General features: G+C 67.6%; 14 protein-coding genes. 7 read left to right on the forward strand and 7 right to left on the reverse strand.

What is annotated here, in order from left to right; genetic code table 11:
* From ACQKDV_RS00150 to ACQKDV_RS00160, 3 genes are read right to left on the reverse strand one after another with little or no spacing between them, the layout of a single operon-like run.
* On the reverse strand, positions 1 to 531 hold the full coding sequence (locus tag ACQKDV_RS00150) for a TRAP transporter small permease (RefSeq protein WP_427781782.1): 531 nt from the start codon (positions 529 to 531) through the stop codon (positions 1 to 3).
* Positions 532 to 541: 10 nt separating this feature from the next.
* Positions 542 to 1,543, reverse strand: coding sequence for a TRAP transporter substrate-binding protein (locus ACQKDV_RS00155; protein ID WP_427781783.1), 1,002 nt, complete (start codon positions 1,541 to 1,543; stop codon positions 542 to 544).
* Positions 1,544 to 1,583: 40 nt separating this feature from the next.
* The gene (locus ACQKDV_RS00160) at positions 1,584 to 2,411 is read right to left on the reverse strand and encodes a 2-keto-4-pentenoate hydratase (protein ID WP_427781784.1); all 828 of its coding nucleotides are present in this window, start codon (positions 2,409 to 2,411) and stop codon (positions 1,584 to 1,586) included.
* Positions 2,412 to 2,568: 157 nt separating this feature from the next.
* Here ACQKDV_RS00160 and ACQKDV_RS00165 point away from each other — a divergent pair, with 157 nt between their 5' ends.
* From ACQKDV_RS00165 to ACQKDV_RS00180, 4 genes are all read left to right on the forward strand, one after another.
* Positions 2,569 to 3,612, forward strand: a complete 1,044-nt coding sequence (locus ACQKDV_RS00165; protein WP_427781785.1) for an alpha/beta hydrolase — start codon at positions 2,569 to 2,571, stop codon at positions 3,610 to 3,612.
* Positions 3,609 to 5,234: a carboxylesterase/lipase family protein gene (locus ACQKDV_RS00170; RefSeq protein WP_427781786.1), complete on the forward strand. Its 1,626-nt coding sequence runs from the start codon at positions 3,609 to 3,611 to the stop codon at positions 5,232 to 5,234. Before ACQKDV_RS00165 ends, ACQKDV_RS00170 begins: the two co-directional genes overlap by 4 nt.
* 1 nt (position 5,235) lies before the next feature.
* Positions 5,236 to 6,096: a rhamnogalacturonan acetylesterase gene (locus tag ACQKDV_RS00175; RefSeq protein WP_427781787.1), complete on the forward strand. Its 861-nt coding sequence runs from the start codon at positions 5,236 to 5,238 to the stop codon at positions 6,094 to 6,096.
* Positions 6,097 to 6,215: 119 nt separating this feature from the next.
* Entirely contained in the window at positions 6,216 to 6,803 is a 588-nt protein-coding gene (locus ACQKDV_RS00180; protein ID WP_427781788.1) for a cysteine dioxygenase, read from the forward strand.
* Between the two features lie 91 nt (positions 6,804 to 6,894).
* Here the strand turns inward: ACQKDV_RS00180 and ACQKDV_RS00185 are convergent, their stop codons facing one another.
* The 3 genes from ACQKDV_RS00185 to ACQKDV_RS00195 all read right to left on the reverse strand — a co-directional run bounded on the left by ACQKDV_RS00185 (position 6,895) and on the right by ACQKDV_RS00195 (position 16,955).
* On the reverse strand, positions 6,895 to 10,713 hold the full coding sequence (locus ACQKDV_RS00185) for a LamG-like jellyroll fold domain-containing protein (protein WP_427781789.1): 3,819 nt from the start codon (positions 10,711 to 10,713) through the stop codon (positions 6,895 to 6,897).
* A 75-nt stretch (positions 10,714 to 10,788) separates the two neighbouring features.
* A complete protein-coding gene (locus ACQKDV_RS00190) occupies positions 10,789 to 13,971 on the reverse strand; it encodes a TonB-dependent receptor (protein WP_427781790.1) in 3,183 nt (1,060 codons plus the stop codon).
* Positions 13,972 to 14,192: 221 nt separating this feature from the next.
* Positions 14,193 to 16,955: a TonB-dependent receptor gene (locus tag ACQKDV_RS00195; RefSeq protein WP_427781791.1), complete on the reverse strand. Its 2,763-nt coding sequence runs from the start codon at positions 16,953 to 16,955 to the stop codon at positions 14,193 to 14,195.
* 284 nt (positions 16,956 to 17,239) lie between these two features.
* On the opposite strand from ACQKDV_RS00195, the gene ACQKDV_RS00200 reads away from it, so the two are divergent.
* Positions 17,240 to 18,259 (forward strand): sugar kinase, encoded by a 1,020-nt coding sequence (locus ACQKDV_RS00200; protein ID WP_427781792.1) that lies wholly within the window; start codon positions 17,240 to 17,242, stop codon positions 18,257 to 18,259.
* A complete protein-coding gene (eda, locus tag ACQKDV_RS00205) occupies positions 18,246 to 18,884 on the forward strand; it encodes a bifunctional 4-hydroxy-2-oxoglutarate aldolase/2-dehydro-3-deoxy-phosphogluconate aldolase (RefSeq protein WP_427781793.1) in 639 nt (212 codons plus the stop codon). The genes ACQKDV_RS00200 and eda overlap by 14 nt, the downstream gene beginning before the upstream one ends.
* 151 nt (positions 18,885 to 19,035) lie before the next feature.
* Here the strand turns inward: eda and ACQKDV_RS00210 are convergent, their stop codons facing one another.
* On the reverse strand, positions 19,036 to 20,916 hold the full coding sequence (locus ACQKDV_RS00210; RefSeq protein ID WP_427781794.1) for a sigma-54-dependent Fis family transcriptional regulator: 1,881 nt from the start codon (positions 20,914 to 20,916) through the stop codon (positions 19,036 to 19,038).
* Positions 20,917 to 21,154: 238 nt separating this feature from the next.
* Between ACQKDV_RS00210 and adh the strand changes: the two genes are divergently transcribed.
* Positions 21,155 to 22,684 carry an aldehyde dehydrogenase gene (adh, locus tag ACQKDV_RS00215; protein WP_427781795.1) on the forward strand — a complete coding sequence of 510 codons (1,530 nt, stop codon included), beginning with the start codon at positions 21,155 to 21,157 and terminating at the stop codon, positions 22,682 to 22,684.
* Positions 22,685 to 22,706 lie beyond the last annotated feature (22 nt).

Genomic DNA, 22,706 nt, shown 5'->3' on the forward strand with positions numbered 1-22,706 from the left:
TCAACGGTCTCCTTCAGCGTCATCGCTGCCAGCGTCGCTGGCCTGCAGCGCTTTCCACGCACGGTTCAGTGCGAACAGCACCATCAGCGCACCACCCACTGCCAGCGGCAGATAATTGATGCTCTGCGGCAGCTGGGCGCCGGCGGCCTTGATGTCCAGCCCGTCCAGCAACAGGTCGGCCGACCAGAAGGCGATGAAACCGCCCAGCACGGCCACGACAAGCTGGATCAGCACGTCCACGGCGCGGCGCAGGCCGGTGCCCATGTAGGCGTGCAGCAGGAAGAAGCCGAAGTGGCGGTTGGTATGCACGCCGCAGGCCGCGCCCAGGCTCATCGCCGTGGCCAGCAGCAGCAGGGTGACCGGTTCGGTCCAGCTGGGCGAATCGTTGATGACGTAGCGGGCGAACACCTGCCAGCCCTGCACCACCACCAGCCCGAGCAGGGCGGCGACGGCGCAGTAGATGGCGATGTCGGCGATGCGGTCCAGCAGGCGCTGTCCCGGCCCGGCGGCGGGCGTCGTCGTCTCGGTCATGGCAAGGTCCTCAGGCAGCACGGATACGGTCGACCAGCGCGGCGATGTCCGGCTGTTGCAGGTACTGCTTCAGCAGCGGCCGGGCCGCCGCACGGAAAGCAGGCATGTCCACTTCGTTGGCTTTCACCCCGTAATCCAGCACGGCGCGGCGTGCGGCACTTTCCGAGGCATCCCACTGCTCGCGCATCACCTTCACCGAAGCGCGGGCGGTATGCAGCAGCAGCTGGCGATCATCAGGGCTGAGCCGTTCAAAGCTGGCACGTGACATCAGCAGCACGTCCGGCGCATACGAGTGGTCGCTCTGCGACCAGTAGTGCGCGGCCTCGAAGTGGCGGCTGGAATGGAAGCTGCGCATGTTGTTCTCGGCACCGTCGATCATGTGCGTTTCCATGCCCGAGAACGTGTCGCCCAGCGACATCGGCGTGGGGTTGGCACCGAGCAGGCGCATCAGCTGGATGAAGATGTCCGAGGACGCCACGCGCAGCTTCAGGCCATGCAGGTCTTTCGGCGCGATGATCGGATGCTTGGTGTTGTAGAAGCAGCGCGCGCCGGAATCGTAGATGGCCAGGCCGACCAGGTCGCGGCTTTCAAAGCTGCGCAGCACCGCCTCGGCCACGCCGTCATCCAGCGCGGCGCGCTGGTGCGCGACCGAGGTGAACACATACGGCAGGCACAGCGCCTGGGTCAGCGGGAACGCGTTGTTCAGCGCCCCGGCATAGACGCGGGTGATGTCGATGGCGCCGAAGCGGGCCATGTCGATCGCTTCCGACTCGCGGCCGAGCTGGCCCGAGTGGTACTGGCGCAGGCGCAGGCGGCCGTTGGTCTCGCGCGCCAGCGTTTCGCCGATCCACTTCACCGCGGTCACGGTGGGGTAGTCGGCCACATGCACGTCGGTGGCAGTCAGCAGGGTACTGCCGCCCATGCTGGCGGCCGGCCCACGGCCGCAGGCCGCGAGCATCGGCACGGCCAGGGCAGCAGCACCGCCGGCCAGGAAGTTACGTCGTGTGATCATCTGCGCCCTCCCGCGCGTGTTCACCAGGGCAGGCCGACGGTCATCCCGCTGGCACGGCCCGGCAGGCAATGTCGCCGAAGCCGGCGAAACGCACCAGCGCGGTCTGCCCGGCGGTGATGTCATGGATACCGGTGGCGTTGCCGGTGGCGATCAGGTCGCCCTTGCGCAACGGCCGGCCACGCAGCGCCGAACGGGACAGCGCGAACGCGTAGGCTGCGCGCAGGCCACCGGGCAGGCGCGTTGCACCACCGGTGCCGACCACTTCGCCTTCGATCAGCGTCTCGGCGCGCAGCGAGGTTTCATCGCGTGCGGTCCAGTCGACGATCTCCGGCCCCAGCACCAGGCCGTTGTTGTTGCCGAAATCGGACACCACCACGCGCGGGCCGAGTTCGTTGATGGTGGCCAGCGGACTGCTGGCCACTTCCACGCCGATGTAAAGGCGCGCGGGCAGGGCTTCGGCCTGTTCCGGCGACCAGTGCAGTTGTTCGGCCGGAGCGTCCTCCAACAGCTCCAGCACGTACTCCGCTTCGACCGCGGCAAAGCCGCCGACGAACACCGGAATGTCCGTTGTTCCACCGGTAGCATTTTTCAGCTGACGAGAAAAAACCGGGCCCAGCAGGCGGTCGTCCGCAGACACATCACGGCGCTCGGCGGCGATGTAGCCGACCTTCCAGCCGACCACGCGGTCATCCCAGGCGGCGATGGCCAGGTCCTGCACCTGATAGGCGGCCACCAGGGTGTCGGGGACGGTGCCCGGGAACTCGGCCAGTGACTGCCCGGTGCGGCGGGCGGTAGTGAAGGCCTGGGCGATCGCGGCCGCATCGTCCGGCGGCGGCGTCTGCCCATGTGTGCCGTGTTCGTTGCTCAAGAACGGTCTCCCTGTGTTTGTTGCACTGCCCATCGACAGCGTCTGCAGGAGGTGTATATGGTAAACCGGTGTCATCGTGCAAGCCGCAGCGCATCACGCGCCGCCCCCCCAATGCACCCGGCACCCTGTCCCCGTCCTGCCGGAGCCGTTGCCTGCCATGCGTCTGCGTCCTGTCGTGCTGTTGTTGTCCGGGCTGCTGCTGGCCCTGCCGTTGACCTCTCCCGCCGCGCCGCTGCGCGGGAAAGAACGCCCCGGCCAGGAGCTGGCCGGCGAGCAGATCGCCCTGTGGCCGGCCGGCCAGGTTCCCGGTGAGCACGGCACGGCACGGCCAGCGCGCGTGGTCGAGCGCAGCCGTGATCCGGTGCATCCGGACCGCTATGTCGACCAGATCGATGCGCCCTACCTGCTGGTGCATGTGCCGGCACGGCCCAACGGGCGCGCGCTGCTGGTCATTCCCGGTGGCGGCTACCAGCGCGTGGTGATCGACAAGGAAGACAGCGCCCTGCTGCCGGACTGGGTGGACCGCGCCGGCTATACCCTGTTCGTACTGCGCTACCGCCTGCCGCAGACCGGCCGCGACCGCCAGGCCGCGCTGGCCGATGCGCAGCGCGCGCTGCGCGTGGTGCGCGACCAGGCCGCGCGCCGCGGGCTGGATGTCGGCAGTGTGTCGGTGATGGGCTTTTCCGCTGGTGGCCATGTCGCCGCGCGGCTGGCCACCGCCTTCGATGCCAACGCATACCCCGCGCGTGATGCCATCGACCGGCTGAGTGCGCGCCCGGCGCGTGCGGTGCTGGTCTATCCGGTCATCGACATGGGCGCCGATGCGCACAGCGGCTCGCGCGGGCGCCTGCTGGGCGAACACCCCGATGCGATGCTGGCGGCGCAGTACTCGATGCAGCACCAGGTGCGCGCGGACATGCCGCCCACCCTGCTGGTGCACGCCAACGACGACCGCGTGGTGAACGTGCGCAACAGCGAGTTGATGGCGGCGGCACTGGCCAGAGCCGGGGTCGAGCACGAACTGCATCTGTTCGCCCACGGCGGGCATGGCTTCGGCATGCGCGTGCCGGCGGGTTCGACCCTGGCGGTGTGGCCGGCGCTGGCGCAGGCGTGGCTGGTGGCAGTTGCGGAGATGGGGTCAGAGCCACCCTCCGGTGGAGAGGGGATCCGACCCGGCGGCAATGCGGAGTACGGCCGATGAGCGCGGTGCCCGACGATCTGCAGCGCCGCCGTTTCCTGCGCGACAGTGCGCGCTGGGCGATGACCACGGCCACCGTGGCGGCACTCCCGTCGGCCCTGGCGGCACCCGGCCCGCGCGCTGACATCCAGGTGCTGGCGCGGGTGCGCGGAGGCCGCGTGCGCGGCCAGCGCGAGCAGGGCGTGCTGGTGTTCCGCGGGCTGCGCTACGGCGCCGACACGGCGGGCTACCGCTTCCAGCCACCGCGCCCGGAGGCCCCGTGGCGCGGCATCGCCGATGCACTGGACTACGGCGCATCGGCGCCGCAGGGCGGGGCAGATGGCCCCGGCAGCGAGGACTGCCTGTTCCTCAACGTGTGGACACCGGCCCTGAACGACGGCGGACGCCGCCCGGTACTGGTCTACATCCACGGCGGCGCCTTCAGCAACGGCTCCGGCAGCGACCCGCTGTATGACGGCAATGCACTGTGCCAGCGCGGCGACGTGGTGGTGGTCACGCTCAACCATCGCCTGAACACCTTCGGTTACCTGTACCTGGGCGCGCTGGGCGACCGGCGCTATGCGATGTCCGGCAACGTCGGCCAGCTGGATCTGATACAGGCGCTGCAGTGGGTGCGCGAGCATGCGGCCACGTTCGGTGGCGATGGCGGCAACATCACCGTCTTCGGCCAGTCCGGCGGCGGCGCGAAGATCGCCACGCTGATGGCCATGCCCGCCGCAGCCGGCCTGTTCCAGCGCGCCTGGACCATGAGCGGGCAGCAGGTCACCGCCGCCGGCCCGCGCGCGGCAGCGCAACGCGCCACTCTGGCGATGGCGGCCGTACACGCACCGGATATCGACGCGTTGCTGCGCCTGCCTGCGGCCGACCTGCTGGCGGTCACCCGCGCCCTCGATCCCTCGCGGGTGGAAAACAGCGCGCTGTACTTCGGGCCGGTGCTGGACGAGGTGGTGCTGCCGGTGCATCCGTTCTGGCCACAGGCGCCACGGCAGTCAGCGGCCATTCCGATGGTGATCGGCAACACCCGCGATGAAACCCGCGCGTTCCTCGGCAATACCCCGGCCAACTTCGCCCTGGACTGGGACACCTTGCCCGCGCAGCTGGAAAAACAGCAGTTCGTCGATCTGCTGCCCTCGGTGGTGATTGCCGAATACCGCCGCCTGTACCCGCACTACACGCCTTCAGAGGTGTTCTTTGCTGCCACCACCGCCGGGCGCTCGTGGCGGGGCGCGGTGGAGGAACTGGAGGCGCGTGCGCGGCAACCGGCCACGGCGGCACCGACCTGGGCCTATCAGCTCGATTGGCCCTCGCCGGTGGAGGATGGCCGCCTGCGCGCCTTCCACACGCTGGACATCCCGCTGGTGTTCGACAACGCCGGCCTGCCCACGGCGCGCACCGGTGGCGGCGAAGATGCGCGCGCATTGGCGGCGGCCATGAGCGGCGCGCTGATCGCCTTCGCCCGCCACGGCAATCCCAACCACGCCGGCCTGGCGGACTGGGCGCCCTACACCCTGCCGCAGCGGCGCACGATGCTGTTCGACGTGCACAGCCGCGGTGCCGACGACCCGCGCGGTGGTGAGCGGGAGCTCTACCAGCGCGTTCCCTTCCTGCAACGAGGTACTTCCTGAGATGCGCCTGCTGCTGCCCACCCTGCTCGCCCTGGCCACCACCGGCCTCGCCCACGCCGCAGTTGATCCCGCAGTGACCGACCGGCCACCGCCCACGCCCATCCGCGCCAGCAAGATCGTGCTGGTGGGTGATTCCACCACCGCCGTGCAGGGCGGCTGGGGGCCGCGCTTCTGCGGCGACCACGTGACCTCGTTCGCCGCCTGCCTGAACCTGGCGCGGGGCGGACGCAGCAGCTACAACTACCGCGCCGAAGGCTCCTGGGCGCTGGTGGAGGCGGAAATGCGCACCCCGGGCTATGCCAACACCTGGGTGCTGATCCAGTTCGGGCACAACGACCAGCCCGGCAAGCCGGGGCGCTCGACCGACCTGCAGCGTGAGTTCCCCGACAATCTGCGCCGGTACGTGCAGGAGGTACGTGCGGCCGGGGCGAAACCTGTACTGCTGACCCCGCTGACGCGCCGCCAGTTCGAACAGGGCGTGCTGATGGATGACCTGGGCCCGTGGGCCGACAGCGTGCGCGCCGTCGCCCGCGAACTGAAGGTGCCGCTGGTGGACCTGCATGCCCGCAGCCGCGCGCTGGTGCAGGCGCTGGGCCCGGTGCCGGCCATGCAGCTTGCGCAGGCCCCGGCCTCGCAGGCCCAGGTGGCCACCGCGCTGGGCGGCACCACGGTGGGGGCCAACCCGGCCCTGGCCGGTGCGCCAGCAGCCGTGCAGAACGCGGCGCTGGAACCGATGGGACAGGCCAAGCAGGCCTTCGACTACACCCATCTGGGCGACGAGGGCGCCCGCGTGTTCGCCACACTGGTGACCACGGAACTGGCCCGCGAGGTGCCCGAACTGCGGCCACTGCTGTTGCCCTGATGCGCCAATATCGCGCCAATGTCGGCCATTTCCGTCAAATATGGGGGTAAAAGACATCGGCGCGACCGTGCCGGAACGGTCCAACATTCTGTTAACCCGGCCCGCCTACACTGGCGGGTATGGGAGACACATTCACGCCACTGCCGTTCGCGGGCCGCGAGCGCCTGCTTGCCGCCCTCGATGGGGGCGTGTGCCTGGGTGACCCCCGCGCCATCACTGCGGCCCTGCAACGGGTGCTGCGGGAGGCGATCACCGACCCGCTCATCCAGTTGCCCGCGTGCGTGCACCGCCCGGTGGACGGCCACTACGCGCGCCGCGAACTGCACCGCAGCCCCACCCTGGGCTACAGCGTCATCGCCATGTGCTGGGGGCCGGGCCAGGGCACGCCATTGCATGACCACGACGCCATGTGGTGCGTGGAAGGGGTCTGGCAGGGCGAACTGATCGTCACCCCGTACGCGCTGCTGGAACGGCGGGGCGAACGCCACCGTTTCGCCGCACAGGAAGCGCTTTACGGCTGCCGCGGCAGTTCCGGCAGCCTGATCCCGCCGCACGAGTACCACACGCTGCGCAACGCCAGCGATGTGGAGGTGGCGGTTTCGGTGCATGTCTACCAGGGCGTGATGGAACGCAGCGCAGTGTTCGACCCGCAGGGCAATGGCTGGTACCAGCGCCGGGTGAAGGTGATGGAAACCGACGCGGCGTGACCGCGTCCCGCCGGGCATGGCCCGGCGCTACCCACCTCCATCACAACCATTCCCAGTAGCGCCGGGCCATGCCCGGCGGCTCCGCTTCCGCTCAACGCGGCACGGCGGCCACGTTGTTCAACCGTGTCACTTCCTCACCGCCGTCGGCCAGCGCCACGCGCACGCGCCGGCCACTGCGGTCACCGGCCGGCAGCGGCAGCGATACAACGGCGGTTTTCGGCTGCAGGTCGCTCGGCGCGGCCATGGCCGGTACCTCGGTGCGTGCGATCTCGCGGCCACGCGCATCCTCCAGCACCGCCATGCCCACACCGCTGCCGGCATGGCCCAGGCTGTGCACGGTCACGTGCACCTGGCGTCCGTCCACGCGCACGTCGCCGCGGCCGATGCCCAGGTCTGCGCGCATTTCCACCGGCGTGCCGGCAGCAATCCGCTCGAACTCGAACACCTCGGTACGCCCCGGGCGGAACTGCATCGGCACCGATACGCTGGTTTCCAGCTGCACGGTGCGTTCGGCGGCGGTGCCGTCGATCCGGCCATCACCATCGGCATCCACGCCACTGCGGATGCGCCAGGTGCCACTGGCCACGTTCCAGCCCGTCATGTCGGCACCGATGTTACGCGCCCCCAGGTTGTAGCTGGTCACGGTGAAGCGTTCGCGCGAGGGCGCATGCACCAGCAGCGCTACCTGTTCGGCGGCACCGTCGCGGTCGAAGCGCCAGCTGACGGTGTGGCCGGGCCAGCTCTGGTTGCGCTTCAGCGCGATGCCGCCCAGGCGTGCGCGCTGCAGGAACTCGCTGGGCGCGTCCACGCGGTCGGACCACCAGTGGCCCTCGGTGTTCATGTAGGCACGCTGCACCTTGGCCTGCAGGCCATCGGCATGCAGCGCATCGATGTACTTCGTATCGCCGCTGGCCTGCCATGCCATCAGGCTGGCGAAGCCGGTCTTTCCGGCATCGGCCTCGGCGGTCAGCGTCGGGTACCAGTCCTGCTGGCGACCCAGCACCTCCACGTAATTTTCGCCGAGGTTGGCCAACGCACCCGGGCCGCCACGGGCCACACGGTAGTCCAGCGCCTGCAGGTACTTCGCATCGCCGGTCCAGCGCCATGCGGCCCAGAACGTGTGCATGATGTCGCCGCTGCCCGAACCGTTGTTCAACTCGCCACCACGGGTGTCGCCGGTGGCCCAGTTGATCTCGTTCGGCAGGGTGAAGCGGCCCTTCTCATCGGTGCCCGCATGGGCCAGATAGCCATCGGCCAAGCCGATCACCAGCCTGCGGCCGGTCGCATCGGCGTTGTACTGGCCGAGCAGGAACGCCGGGTGCAGCACCGGGAACGAATAGGGCTTCTGCCATTGCCAGTTCGGCTCGCGGTAGACCTTGTTGCCGCCGAACCAGTTGCTGGAGAACAGCAGATGGCCCTGCGGGTTGCGCAGGATGATGCGCTCGTCGAAGGCTTTCACCGTTTCCATCAGACGCTCCAGCGTCAACGGGTCGCCCCAGTTGAGGTAGAGCATCGCGCTGTTGGTGTTGATGCCTTCCTCGTAGGAATGCAGCTCGTCGGTCTCGATGGTGCTCAGGCCGTTGCTGAACATGCCATTGCGGTACACCGCGTCGGACAAGGCGGTCAGCGAGGCATTCAGTCGATCCGGCTGCACGCCCATCAGTGCCAGCCCCGGCCACTGCTGTGTCAGGTCGGAATCATCGGAAATGCCGCCGCCGAAATCACCATAGGCCACCTGGCGCTCATCGATCCACCAGTCCACGAACTGCCGCACCTGGGCCAGGTCCTGCACCTGGTGGAACGCCCACGCCGGCACGCCTTTGGGCACGGCCGGTGCGGTGTAGGGCGGGCGGCCCTGGCTGTTGTAGCTGATGTAGTTCCAGTACAGGCGGCCGAGTTCATGGTCCGGATCCACCCGCAGCAGATCGCTCAGGTCGGCATACACGCGGGCATACAGGCGCTGGCGCTTGGACGTGGTGTGTTCCTCCACCAGGAAACCCCAGTTGTCGCGCACCTGGTTGAAGCGGTCGGCCACGTGTTCCTTCAGTGCTTCGGCGCGCGGCTTGAACACCAGCCGGATCTGCGCCCCGTCCAGCGCGGCGGCATCGAAGCCCGGCGCGGCCGAGGCGATGCTCAGCCACAGGCTGTCAGGGGTAAGGATGCGGTCGCGCAGGTCCAGCCACAGGGTGCGCTTCTGTCCCGGCTGCACCGACACCGAGACATCGATCATGTCACGCGCCGGCCAGATCGGATCCTTGATGCGGATGTTCAGCGGGATCAGGCCATCGTGCGTGGCCGGCAGGTCCAGCGCCGGAATATCGATGGCCACGCCGTCCAGGCCGTCGTGCATGTTCTCCCAGCTGTAGGCCCAGCTGCGGATCAGCGGCTGGTTGGCCGGTGCATCGCCCACGCCCGAGGGAATCAGCACGTGCACGATCGGCCGCGGCTGCACCGGCAGGCTGTCGGCACCACGGCGGCGCGAACCTGCGCCCTTGGGCAGGGCCATCACCGTGCTGCGCTCGGCGGCCGGGAAGCGTCCATCGATATATTGCCGCAGCGCATCCAGGTTGGTGTAGTCGGGCAGCGCCCGGCTGTCGATCACGTAGGTCTGCTTCACCGTGCCTTCCGGCTCGGCGCCTTCGCTCACGTTGTAGGCCCAGACTTCCTGGATCGGTGTTTCCTGTTCGACGTTGCTGAAACGCAGAACGCCGCCCTGCTGCGCGGGAATGTCCTGCACGCTGCGCACCACGCCGCGCGGGCGGGTGGCCAGTACCTGGGTGGCATGCTCTGCATCCGGCCCGTGCGCCAGGGTACCGAAGGCCGCACCGCGGATCTCCATGCGGTTCACCGTCTCGCCGGCCGGCAGGGTCAGGTCCAGGTGCTGGCCGCTTTCCACGTAGGTGTTCCAGTCCGGCAGCTGGAAGTAGTCGTTGCGGCCAGGCAGGCGCGAGCGGTTGTAGACGCCCGGCCAGGTGGTTTCGGCGATGCCGTCGGTGGCCTTCCACATCCACGCCTTCAGGTCGCGGGTGTCGGCCAATTCGATCTTGCGGATGCGCGTGCTGCCCGAAGCCAGCGCCGGCGGTGCGGCGCCTTCCCAGCCGAAGCGATGCCGCCAGGCGCGCTCGTCACTGCCTGGCGCCACCGCGCTGGCCGCGACCTTGCCGGCAGCCACGGCCTGCACGGCGGCCGTATCCAGCATGCGGTCATACACGCGGATGTGCTGGAAATCGCTGCCGCGCAGGAAGTTGTAGCGGCTCTGCACCTGGTAGGGGGCCATCACTCGCCCGGCCAGGCCAAGCTGGTCCAGCGCGGCATCGTAATCACCGGTGGCCTGCGCGCGCGCTACTTCGCGGCCATCGACGAACAGGCGCACGCCCTGGTCTTCATCCCAGGCGAAAGCCAGGTGCAGCCACTGGTCCGGCCGTGGCGGCGTGTCCATGCGGAACGACACGCGGGTGCGCGCCAGGTTGGCATCGGTGACGAAGGCATCGAAGCCGTGCCCGTTCCAGTCGATGCGCAGCCAGGCCATGTCCCAGCTGCTGTGATCGGCATAGCCGACGCGGAAGATCACGAACGGTGCTGCGCCCACCGCGTAGCGCGGCCGCCAGTCGAAGGCCAGGGTGCCGCGCTGGGCCAGGATGTTGCCCGGTGCGTCCCAGGCCAGCACGCCATCGTCCTCCCACTGGATGGCCTTGCCGCGTGCACCGTCAGCGACCACGTCCACTTTGTCGCGGAAGTTCGGTACCGCTTCACCCTGCGCCGTGACGGCCGTCAGCCCCTGGTTGGCGTCGACGTGGAACAGCAGCGTCGGTGCCGGTGCAGCCAGCGCAGGCAGGGCGGTGGCCAGTGACAGCGCCGCCACCAGCAGGCGATGGCGTGGGCGGGACAGGTCAGAGGCGGTACGGAGCATGGAACCTTCCTTTCAGCAGCATTCGACGGTGCAGCGGCATGGCGGCGGTACGGTACGGCGGGGCGGGGCGTGCGCTCAGAACTTGTAGCGCAGGCCCAGGTAGTACTGGCGCCCGGTGTGGGTGTAGCGGTCGGGCAGCGACAGCGCCGAATCGACGTAACGCTCGTCGGTGGTGTCCAGCAGGTTGATCGCCTCGAAGCTGACGGTCAGCTGCTTGTTGAACTTCCAGGACATGTTGAAATCCACGTTCTTGACGCTGTACTTGCCGGTCACGTCGGCGGTGGCGTACGGGTTGCCGTCCAGGTCCCAGACGTTTTCCTGGCTCAGGATCTGGTTGATGTAGGCATCGCGGTAGCTGGTGGACACACGCGCACTGAAGCGGCCGTCGTCGTAGTACACGGTGGCGTTGTACGAGTTCGGCGACAGGTTCAGCAGGTCGTTCTCGGTGTACGTGGTGACGATGGTGTCGCCACTGCCGGTACTGAACAGGTATTTGATCTTCGAATCCACGTGCGTGTAGTTCAGCTGGATGCCGAAGTTCTTCCAGAAGCCCGGCAGGAAGCTGAAGGGCTGCTGGTAGGTCAGCTCATAGCCCTTCAGAGGGCCGCCCGGCGTATTGAAGTAGCTCTGCACGTTGAACAGCGAGTTCGGGCTGAAACCGGCCGGCAGCAGGTCCAGCGAATAGCCCATGTCGGCCCAGGTGGTCAGCAGGCGGGTGCGCTGTACATAGGTTTCGATGTCCTTGTAGAACACCGCCGCCGACAGCAGCGCGCCTTCCTGGAAATACCACTCCGCACTCAGGTCGTAGTTGGTGGAGCGGAACGGATCCAGCTTCGGGTTGCCCAGGTTGATCGAGTAGTAGCGGTCCTCGTCGAGGAAGCTGGTGGGACCACCGCTGACGCTGGGCGACAGGTTGGACAGGGTCGGGCGGGCCATGGTCTTGGCCGCACCGAAGCGCAGCACCACGGTGTCGGTCAGGTCCCAGGCCAGGTTCAGCGACGGCAGCCAGTCGTCGTAGCGGTGGCCGACGGTGGTGGCCACCAGCAGGCGTTCGCCCGCATCGGCAGTGGCGCTGGCCACGCCCAGGAACGGCTCGCATGCCGAAGAAAGATCGCCGCTGCTGGCGGCCTGGCACGGCGCGTAGCCGCTGGCGTCGATCTCGGTGCGTACATAGCGCAGGCCGAGGTTGCCGCGGAACGGGCGGTCCCACAGCTCGGTATTGAAATCCAGCTGCAGGTAGCTGGCGTAGCTCTTCTCGGTCACGTCGAAGTTGTTGTTCGACGCGCCGTAGTGGCCAACGCCGGCCAGGCGGTAGTCGCCGCCCAGCGTGCCGGTGTTGCAGTTGCAGTAGATGTCCAGCAGCTCGGCGATGCGGTTGAAATCCGGGATCAGCCAGCTGCCCGGGGTGGTTCCGTCCAGGCCCTTGCCAAAGCCCCCCAGCGTGGTGGACAGGTCACCCACGCCGACGCCACCGGGCAGTGCCTGCGACATGCGGCCGTAGCTGATGTTGCGGTACTCCTGCGTACTCATGCCGTAGTCCTTGTAGGCCAGGCCGCCACGCAGGGTGAAGGTGGGCGACACGTTGAAGGTCAGGTCGACCTTGGCGGTGTCAAAGCTGTTGTCTACGTACTGCGGGTTCAGCCGCACTTCGCTGATGTTGCCGCCACGCGCGGTGCCGTTGGCGTTCACCGGCGCGGTGCCGTAGCCCAGCCACTGCCAGGAAGCTGCATCGCCCAGCGCGAAGGGGAACGTCATCGACGGCATGCTGGCACCGTTGCGCATGTCCAGCACGAAGCCATCCAGGTTGCTGTTGTCGAAGCTGACCATGGAGAACACCGGTCGTTCGAAGCTGGACGAGGAATGGCCGACCAGCGCGTCCAGGCGCACCGCATCGTTGAAGCGGTGCTCGAAATTCAGGCTGGCCTGCTTGAACTCGGTGCTCTCTTCGATGGCGGTCGATTCGGTACGGAAATCGACGTTGTCGAACACTCCGTAGACCAGCCGGTTCTGCGCATCCACCTGTGCTTCGCGCACCACGATCTGGGTCTTGCCGCCGTACTGCGCGGTGCGGTGCAGGTTGGCGCCCAGCGAATCCTCGCGCTGGTCCTTGTCCAGCTTCGAATACATCAGGTCCAGGTTGAGCAGGCTGTCCGGGCTGAAGCGGAACTGCAGCGCGCCGGTGACACCCAGCCGTTCAATCTCGTGCTCGGTACGGATGTAGCGCGGGTAGCGCGGGATCCACGCATTGGTGGCAGTTTCGTAGGCAGCGATGTTGTCCGCGGTTGCTGCCGGACGGTCGATGCCGGTCCCGCAATGGGTGGCGTCGATGCCATAGCTGCCCCAGCCATTGCTGCGCGCCTGGTTGGCGGCGCTGCCCACGCCCTGTGCGGTTTCATTGGCCGCAGGGTTGCGCGGCGTCTGCGGGTCGTAGCCGACCGGGCTGCAGAAGCCGTAGGTGCCGTTGTTGGCGGCAGTGGACTGGTTCGAGTTGCGGTAGTTGCCGTGCTCCCAGCGCACCGGGTTGTAGCCTTCCTCGAAGATCGTGCGCTTGCTCCACGCCGCCGACACCAGCGCACCGAAGCGGCCGTCGGCCCAGGTATTGCTCAGCAGCGCCGACACGCGCGGGTCTTTCGAGCGCGACAGCTCGTTGTAGCCATACTGGCCATTGAGCGAGGCCTGGAAACCCTCGAAGTCGAACGGCCGCGACGCGCGCAGATCGACCGTGGCCCCCAGCGAACCCTCATCCATCTGCGCCGACTGGCTCTTGTTGACCTTGACCCGGCTGAACAGTTCCGAGGCAAACGTATTGAAGTCGAAGCCACGGCTGCGGTTGACGCCGGTAGTACCGCTGCCGGCGGTGGACAGGGCTTCCAGGCCGTTGATCCGTACGCGGGTGAAGTCCGAGCCGAGGCCGCGCACGGAGATCTGCTGGCCTTCGCCGCCTTCGCGGTCGATCGACACGCCGGCGATGCGCTGCATCGATTCGGCCAGGTTCAGATCGGGAAACTTGCCGATGTCCTCGGCATAGATCGCATCCACCTGCTCCACGCTGTAGCGCTTTTCATCCAGCGACTGCTGCAGGCTTTCGCGGTAAGTGGCTTTGACCTCGACCTTGTCCAGGTCGACCGCATCGGGTGCGGCAGCGGCCGCTTCCGGGGTCTGCTGGGCCTGTGCTGCATGGCTCAGGGCCAGGCCGATCGACAGCGCAAGCACGGTGAGCGGCGCACGGCCGCGATGAAGCGCGAACGACGAATCCATCTGTAATCCCCTCCCAGGGCGTCCTCAAGCGTTGCGAGATCGTTGCTGCGTGCGTGCCGGCCTCCTCCAGCACGACGCGGGCGCAACGGCTTGCTGACACCGCGGGTCACGCGTGAACGTAACAAAGCCCATGGGGGCGCGGCATCTTGCGCCGCAGCAGCAGGCGGCGATATCCGTTGCGCGGGAATGCGGCGGCGTGCAGGCACGCCGCCGCGCCTGGATCAGAACTTGTAGCGCACGCCGAGCAGGAACTGGCGCCCGGTTTCGGTGTACTGCAACGGCAGTCGGCCGGTGGCCGGCGAGTACACCCACTCATCCGACGCTTCGTTGGTCAGGTTGATGCCTTCCAGGCTCAGCTCCAGCTGCTCGCTGACCGTGTAGCGGATGGAGGCATCGATGACCGTGGTGCCGGTCATGCCGTGGTAGCCGTCCAGGTTGAAGCCGGTTTCCTGGCCCGGTGCCTGGGTCAGGTAGTCGTCGCGGTTGGTGGCCGACACGCGGCCGGCGAAGCGCTCGCCTTCGTAGAACAGCGTGGCGTTCCAGGACGACTTGGACAGGCCGGTCAGATCGGTCTTCATCACCGGCTGGCCCGCCGAGTTGAGGTACTGGATCTTCGATTCCACCCAGGTGTAGTTCAACTGCACGCCCAGGTTCGACCACCTGCCCGGCAGGAAGGTGAACGGCTGGGTGTAATTGGCTTCCACGCCGTGCAGTTCGCCGCCGGGCGTGTTGACCGGGCGGGTGTAGGTGAAGTCATCGCTGGGCGACGCACCGGTGCCGGCCAGCAGAGAGGCAGGCAGGCCGCTGTCGCTGTAGGGACGTACTTCGCGCGTGGTCTGCACGAAGCTGTCGATGTCCTTGTAGAACAGACCGACGCCGGCCATCGCGCCTTCGGCGAAGTACCACTCGAAACCGAGGTCGACATTGGTGGCGCGGATCGGGTCCAGCGTCGGGTTGCCGCTGGAGATGGTACGTGCGCCGCCGGCCACGGCCACGGTCGCGCCCGGGGTCAGGCTGCCCAGGCCCGGCCGGCTCATCACCTTGGCCGCGCCGAGGCGGATCAGGAAGTCCGGAGTGACTTCAGCCACCAGGTTGAACGAGGGCAGGGTGTCATCGTAGGTACGGCCGACCGTGGTTGCGGTGGTGCCGCTGGCCAGCGTCGACAGGCCGGTGGACGACTGCTTGGTGCGGACATAGCGCACGCCGAAGTTGCCCGACAGCGGCAGCGACCCCAGATCGGTGGAAAACTCGCCCATCAGCCAGGCGCCACGGTCCTTCTCTTCCACGCTGCGCACGTTGTTGGCCCGCGGTGCGACGGCAAAGGAGCCGCTGTTGCTGTAGATGTCGAACTGGTCGGCGATGGCACCCAGGTCCGGCACCACCCAGTTCGACGGGCTGCCGCTGATGCCCTTCAGGCCGGCCGGACTGGTCACGTCCACCGGCACGATGCGCGTGCCGTCGGCGAAGGTCGGCACGGCCAGTTCACTGGCGCGGCGCAGTTCGGTGGTCCTGAACGTGTAGTCCTTGGCCAGCACGCCGCCCTTCAGGCGGAAGCCGGGGCTGATGTTCCAGTTGAAGTCGATCTGGCCGGTGTCGAAATCGTTGTCCACGTACTGCGGGCGCAGGCGGATCTCGGCCAGTTCCCAGCCACGGGGATCGGTTGGATCGATGCCGTAGTTGATGACCGGGAAGCGGCTGTTGCCACGGTAGTCGTAGCTGTACCCATCAACATCGTACTTGTCCATGATGACGGTGGTCTGCACCGGATTCTCGTGCCTGGAGCGCGAGATGCCGATCTTTCCGGACAGGGTGAAATCATCGCCGAAGCGGTGCTGTCCATTCAGGCTGAGCTGCTTGAATTCGGTGCTCCACTCGTCGTGGCGGTTTTCGGTACGGATATCGACGTTGTCGAACTCGCCATACAGCAGCGCGTTGTCGCGGATCTCACCGTTCCTGACGATGGTGTTCGGCTTGCCCACCAGGCGTGGCGTGGTGCTGGTACCACGGCTGAAGGAAATCGCTTCGATGTAGTTCTCATCGCGCGTCGCGTCGATCTTCGAGTACAGCGCGTCCAGCGAGATCTCGGTGGCGTCGCTGGGCTTCCACTGCAGCGAACCGGTCACGCCCAGCCGCTTCTGTTCGTGCTCCATCTGCACGTAGCGCGGGAAGCGCGGGTGGAACACGGTAGCGCTGCGTGCGGCGGCGAACGGCGAGGACGCGGAGAAATTGCCGTTGCTCGGGCCGTTGGCCCAGCGGCCGGTGTTGGAGCCTTCTTCCAGCGCCTGGCGCTCGGAATAGGCCACCGAGAGCAGGGCACCGAAGGTCCCGTCGGCGAACGTATTGGAGATCAGCGCCGCCAGGCGCGGGTCGGCCTTTTCGGCCATGCCGTTGTAGCTGGCCTGGCCACTGGCGGCGAAGGTGAAGCCATCGTAGTCGAACGGGCGTGCGGTGCGCAGATCGACCGTGGCACCCAGCGAGCCCTCTTCCACATCGGCCGAGGCAGTCTTGCGCACGATCAACTGCGAGAACAGGTCCGAAGCAAACACGTTGAAGTCGAAGCCGCGACCGCGGTTGGTACCGCCGCTCTGGTCACCGGCACCCACCGTGGTCAGCGCTTCCATGCCATTGATGCGCACGCGGGTGAAATCCGGACCGAGGCCGCGCACCGAGATGTTGCGGCCTTCGCCGGCTTCACGGGTAATGACCACACCCGGGATGCGCTGCAGCGACTCGGCCAGGTTCAGGTCGGGGAACTTGCCGATGTCCTCGGCCACGATGGCGTCGACCACGCCGGACTCGCTGCGCTTGATGTCCAGCGCCTTCTCTACGCTGGCGCGGTAGCCGGTAACGTTCACCGTATCCAGGTTGGTAGCGCTGGGCGACTCGCTCTGCTGCTGGGCGGCGGCGCCGGCCGACAGGGCCAGGCTGACCGCCATGGCGAGCAAGGTAACCGGTGTCTTTTTTGCATGGTTCCGAGAATGCATGCCTTTCCCCTCTCCCAAAGGTCTGGTCTCGCGAGTGTTTCAGCGGAATGACACCGCTGGTCATGGCGGACGGTAACAGCACGATCCGGATACGGCATCTTGCACCGCAACAGATCGGCAATGTCCCCGAGATGCTTGCGGGACAATGGCTCCAGCAGACAGACGGGCTGCGGACACGACGGATCGGCACTAGAATGACACCGATAGCCAAACGCCACGCCATCGCGTGGTGCGGTTCCACGCCGCGCAGCAGCACCGCTGGCGGCCAGCGCAAGGGAGCGAACATGGGTCGTGTCGTATGTTTCGGGGAGTTGCTGCTGCGCCTGGGGGCGCCCGGCCATGAGCTGCTGATGCAGTCGCCGCAGCTGCAGGTACATGTGGGCGGGGCAGAGGCGAACGTGGGTGTCTCGCTGTCCCGCTTTGGACACGAGGTGGCCATGGTCAGCACCGTGGCCGGCAACGCCTTGGGTGCCCACGTGCTGGGCGAACTGCGCCGCCACGGCGTCGATACGCGCAGCGTGCGGCAGGATCCGGAAGGCCGCATGGGCCTGTACTTCCTGACCACCGGCGCGGTGCAACGCGCCAGCGAAGTGGTATATGACCGTGCCGATTCGGCATTCGCGCGCAGCACCGCCGCCGACTACGACTGGCCATCGCTGCTGCAGGGTGCGCAGTGGCTGCACCTGTCCGGCGTGAGCCCGGCGCTGGGGCCGGACGTGGCCCAGGCCACCCTGGCCGCCGCCCGTGCGGCACGTGCGCTGGGCGTGCGCGTGTCCTTCGACGGCAACTTCCGGCCCACGCTGTGGCAGCGCTGGGGCGGTGACGCCCAGGCGATCCTGCGCGAGCTGTTCGCCCAGGCCGATATCGTCTTTGCCGATTACCGCGACATCGAAGTCATCCTCGGCCAGCAGTTCGAGCAGCCTGACGTGGTGGCCAAGGTCGAAGCCGCAGCCGCAGCCGCGTTTGCCGCGTTCCCACAGCTGCAGTGGATGGCCTGCACCCAGCGCCAGGCCCTCAGCGTGGACCACCATGCGCTGGGCGCGCTGCTGCTGGGCCGCGATGGTACGCGCGCGCAGGCGCCGGTACGCCAGCTGCAGGGCATCGTTGATCGCATCGGCGGGGGTGATGCGTTCGCGGCAGGCATCCTTCATGGCATCCTGTCAGGCTTCGATGCCGAGGCCACCGTGCGCTTCGGCCTGGCGGCCGGCGGGCTGAAGCACTCCATTCCCGGCGATTTCAACCCCGTCAGCGAAGCTGACGTACTGGCCCTGGTGGGCGAGGAGCGATTCGATGTCCGGCGCTGATCCACGCGTTCGCGCGGTACTGAAACTTGCACCGGTGATTCCGGTGTTCACCCCCGATGACGTGGACGATGCGGTGCAGGTGGCACAGGCATTGTTCCGTGGCGGCCTGCCGGTGATTGAAGTGACGCTGCGCACGCCGCGTGCGCTGCAGGCGATCAGGGCGATGGTCGAAGCAGTGCCCGATGCAGTGGTGGGTGCCGGCACGGTGCTGACCCCGGCGCAGATGGCGGCGGCCAAGGCCGCCGGTGCGCGTTTCGCGGTGTCGCCCGGGGCGACGCCGACGTTGTACGCCGCCGCGCGCGATGCCGACCTGCCGTACCTGCCGGGCGTGGCCACCGGTTCGGAACTGATCCTCGGCCTGGAAGCCGGCCTGGACACGTTCAAGTTCTTCCCGGCGGTGCAGTCCGGCGGTGCGCCGCTGCTGTCGGCATGGCATGGCCCGTTTGCCGATGTGCGCTTCTGCCCGACCGGCGGCATCAGCGCACAGACCGCGGCGCAGTTCCTGCACCTGCCCAACGTGCTGTGCGTGGGCGGTTCGTGGCTGACCACCGCTGCCCTGATGCAATCGCGCGACTGGGACAGCATCGAACGCCTGGCGCGCGAAGCGGCAGTGCTGGCCGGCTGACCGGCGCCATGTGTGGCGCGGTCTCGTAGCGTCGAGCTTGCTCGACTGCCGTTGCCCTTGCTCCGGTAGATGTCGAGCTTGCTCGACAGCCGTTGGCGAAGATCAGAAACGGTCGAGCAAGCTCGACCGCTACCCGAAGCGATGAGCACCTTCAGCGCGCGGCAGGCTGCCCCAGCCGCCGGTACAGGGTGCTGCGGCTGATGCCCAGTTGCCTGGCTGCGGCGGAGACATTGCCATCGGTGGCCTGCAATGCCTGCCGCATCACGTCCTCGGCAATGTCACGCAGCCCGCCCTGCGCAGGGTTGGCAGCAGCTACGGGTGCAGGCGGCGCCTTCAGCAGTTCGGCAGGCAGATGGGCGAGGCTGATCTGCTCACCGGGATCACTCAACGTCACCAGCGTGCGCAGGCAGGCCTGCAGCTGCCGCAGGTTGCCGGGCCAGCGCTGTTTCTGCAGCACGTCCAGCACCTCGGCCTGCAGCACGCGGCCCTGTGCCATCGGCGCCCACAGCGCCTGCAGCAGGGCACCGCGTTCGTCCAGCTCGCGCAGGGCCGGCAGGTGCACCACATGGTCGGCGATGCGGTAGTACAGGTCGGCGCGGAAGCACCCTTCGGCCACGGCCTGCTGCAGATCGCAGTGGCTGGCACAGACCAGGGCGAAGTCCAGCTTCACCGGTCGACCACCGCCCAGCGGTGACAGCTCGCGTTCCTGCAGCACGCGCAGCAGGCGTGGCTGCAGGGCCAGCGGCATGTCGCCGATCTCGTCCAGGAACAGCACGCCACCCTGCGCCTGCCGCAGCAGGCCGGTGCTGCCCTGGCGGCGCGCGCCCGTGAACGCGCCTTCCTCGTAGCCGAACAGCTCCGCTTCGATCAGACCCTCCGGCAACGCCGCACAGTTCACCGCCACCAGCGGCTGGCCCGCACGCGCGCAGCGGCGATGCAGCTCGCGCGCGAACACTTCCTTGCCGGTACCCGTCTCGCCCTGCACCAGAACGGGCAGCCCCGCATCCAGCACACGCACGGCCTGGCGCAGCTGCTGCTGTACCGGCGCCGCCAGCACCGTGCCCGGCGCGGCCAGCACGGCGGCGGCGGCAGGGGCCGTGCGGGGAACGCGTGCGACCGGAACGCTGGCGGCCCGTGCGTGGCGCTTGTGTTCACCGTGGCCGTACAGCGCGCGCCCCTGCCGGTCCAGCAGCATGCCGTCGTCATGCAGGCGTGACAGCGGCTGGTCGAACAACGCCTCGTAGGACGCATGGCCGATGTCATGGCGGTCCAGCCCGAACAGCTCCAGTCCCACCCGGTTGGCAGCTACAAGCCGGCCGTTGCGGAAACCGAGCAGCGCCTCACGCGGGCTGCCCAGGAGCAGCGGCTGCGCGTGCAGGTGCAGCAGCTCGCAGTCGTCCAGTCCATCGGCGAAGTAACGATGCTCGATCTGGTCCACTGCGTGCCGGCCCAGTGCCAGCGCATGCAGGTGTGCGTGCCGTGCATCGCCGGAAATGTCGAGCACCCCCACGCGCTGCCCAAAGGGATCGAAGATCGGCGTGGCCGAGCAGGTCAAAATGCCGTGCGGGGCGAAGAAGTGTTCGCCGCCGCGTACCTGCAGGGCGCGACCCTCGACGATGGCGGTGCCGATGGCATTGGTGCCGACGGTGCCTTCATCCCAGCGCACGCCCGGCATCAGTGCCACCTGGCCGGCGCGATCAAGAAAGCTGTTGCTGCCCTCGGCATCCAGCACCCAGCCTTCCTCATCGGTCAGCAGCACGATGCCATCACTGCTGGACAGCGAGCCTGCCAGCCCTTCCAGCTCGGGCCGGGCCAGCCGCCACAGACGCTCCCGGCGCTGGCGCAGCTCACGCAGGGACAGCTCGGGCACCGGTGCGACCTCGGGGCGCGCGTCCACCGACAGGCCCTGGCGCTGGCAGCGCCGCCATGACTGCAGGATGGCGTCGGGCACTGCCCCGGCCGGCGATGCGCCGCGCTCGAAGAAGGCACGGCGCGCGCCACCTACATGCTCGGGAAGAATCGGCTGGAACACCCTGACGCTCCTGTGTCGCATTCTGCGACAGTTGTTGCGGGCACTGTTCCGATTAAAAGCACATCCTGTCTTCAAGCGCGATGATGACCGCTGGTGCACTGCCGCATTCCGCAGGGGGGTCATCAGCATCCGCACCGCCGCACCACGTGATGCGACGCAACACCTGCAGGGTTGGCACGCTCATTGCGTCACTGGACACAAGCCCCGGGTTGTCCGGGCCATCCAAGGAACGCCCACGATGAATGCCGTTGCCTCGCCCTCGTCCCACCCGGCCGACCCCAGCGCCCTGTTCAAGCCCCGCTATGACAACTACATCGGCGGCCAGTGGGTAGCACCTCGCAGCGGCCAGTACTTCGACAACACCACGCCCATCACCGGCAAGGTGCTCACCTCGGTGGCGCGCTCCAACGCCGAGGACATCGAAGCCGCGCTCGATGCCGCGCACGCCGCCAAGGACGACTGGGGCAAGCGCTCGACCACCGAGCGCGCCAACATCCTCAACCGCATCGCCGACCGCATCGAACAGAACCTGGAACGGATCGCGCGCGCCGAGACATGGGACAACGGCAAGCCGATCCGCGAAACACTCAACGCCGACATCCCGCTGATGGTCGACCACTTCCGCTACTTCGCCGGCGCGTTGCGGGCGCAGGAAGGCAGCCTGTCGGAGATCGACAAGGACACCGTGGCTTACCACTTCCACGAACCGCTGGGGGTGGTCGGGCAGATCATCCCGTGGAACTTCCCGCTGCTGATGGCGGCGTGGAAACTGGCACCTGCGCTGGCGGCCGGCAACTGCGTGGTGCTCAAGCCGGCCGAACAGACCCCGGCCTCGATCCTGGTGCTGATGGAAATCATCGGCGACCTGCTGCCGCCGGGCGTGCTCAACATCGTCAACGGTTTCGGCCTGGAAGCGGGCAAGCCGCTGGCCAGCAACCCGCGCATCGCCAAGATTGCCTTCACCGGTGAAACCACCACCGGCCGCCTGATCATGCAGTACGCCAGCCAGAACCTGATTCCGGTGACGCTGGAACTGGGCGGCAAGTCACCCAACATTTTCTTCGCCGACGTGATGGCCGAGGACGATGATTTCCTCGACAAGGCGGTGGAAGGCTTCGTGCTGTTCGCACTGAACCAGGGCGAGGTGTGTACCTGCCCGTCGCGGGCGCTGGTGCAGGAATCGATCTACGAGCGCTTCATGGAGCGCGTGCTCAAGCGCGTGGCCGCGATCAAGCAGGGGGACCCGCTGGACCCGGACACCATGATCGGTGCGCAGGCGTCTTCCGAACAGTTGGAAAAGATCCTGTCCTACATCGATATCGGCAAGCAGGAAGGGGCCGAAGTGCTGATCGGCGGCGAGCAGAACACACTCGGCGGCGACCTGGCCGGCGGCTATTACGTGAAGCCCACCGTGTTCAAGGGCCACAACCGCATGCGCATCTTCCAGGAGGAAATCTTCGGGCCGGTGGTGGCGGTAACCACGTTCAAGACCGAGGAAGAAGCGCTGCAGATCGCCAACGACACGCTGTACGGCCTCGGCGCGGGTGTGTGGAGCCGCGATGCCTCGCGCCTGTACCGCATGGGCCGCGCCATCCAGGCCGGGCGCGTGTGGACCAACTGCTACCACGCCTACCCGGCGCACGCCGCGTTTGGCGGCTACAAGCAGTCCGGCATCGGCCGCGAGAACCATAAGATGATGCTCGACCACTACCAGCAGACCAAGAACCTGCTGGTCAGCTACTCGCCGAAGAAGCTGGGCTTCTTCTGATCGATTGATCGGGATCAAGGCG

Origin of the sequence: Stenotrophomonas sp. NPDC077659, from assembly GCF_050268705.1 — a bacterium.
Lineage (GTDB): Bacteria > Pseudomonadota > Gammaproteobacteria > Xanthomonadales > Xanthomonadaceae > Stenotrophomonas.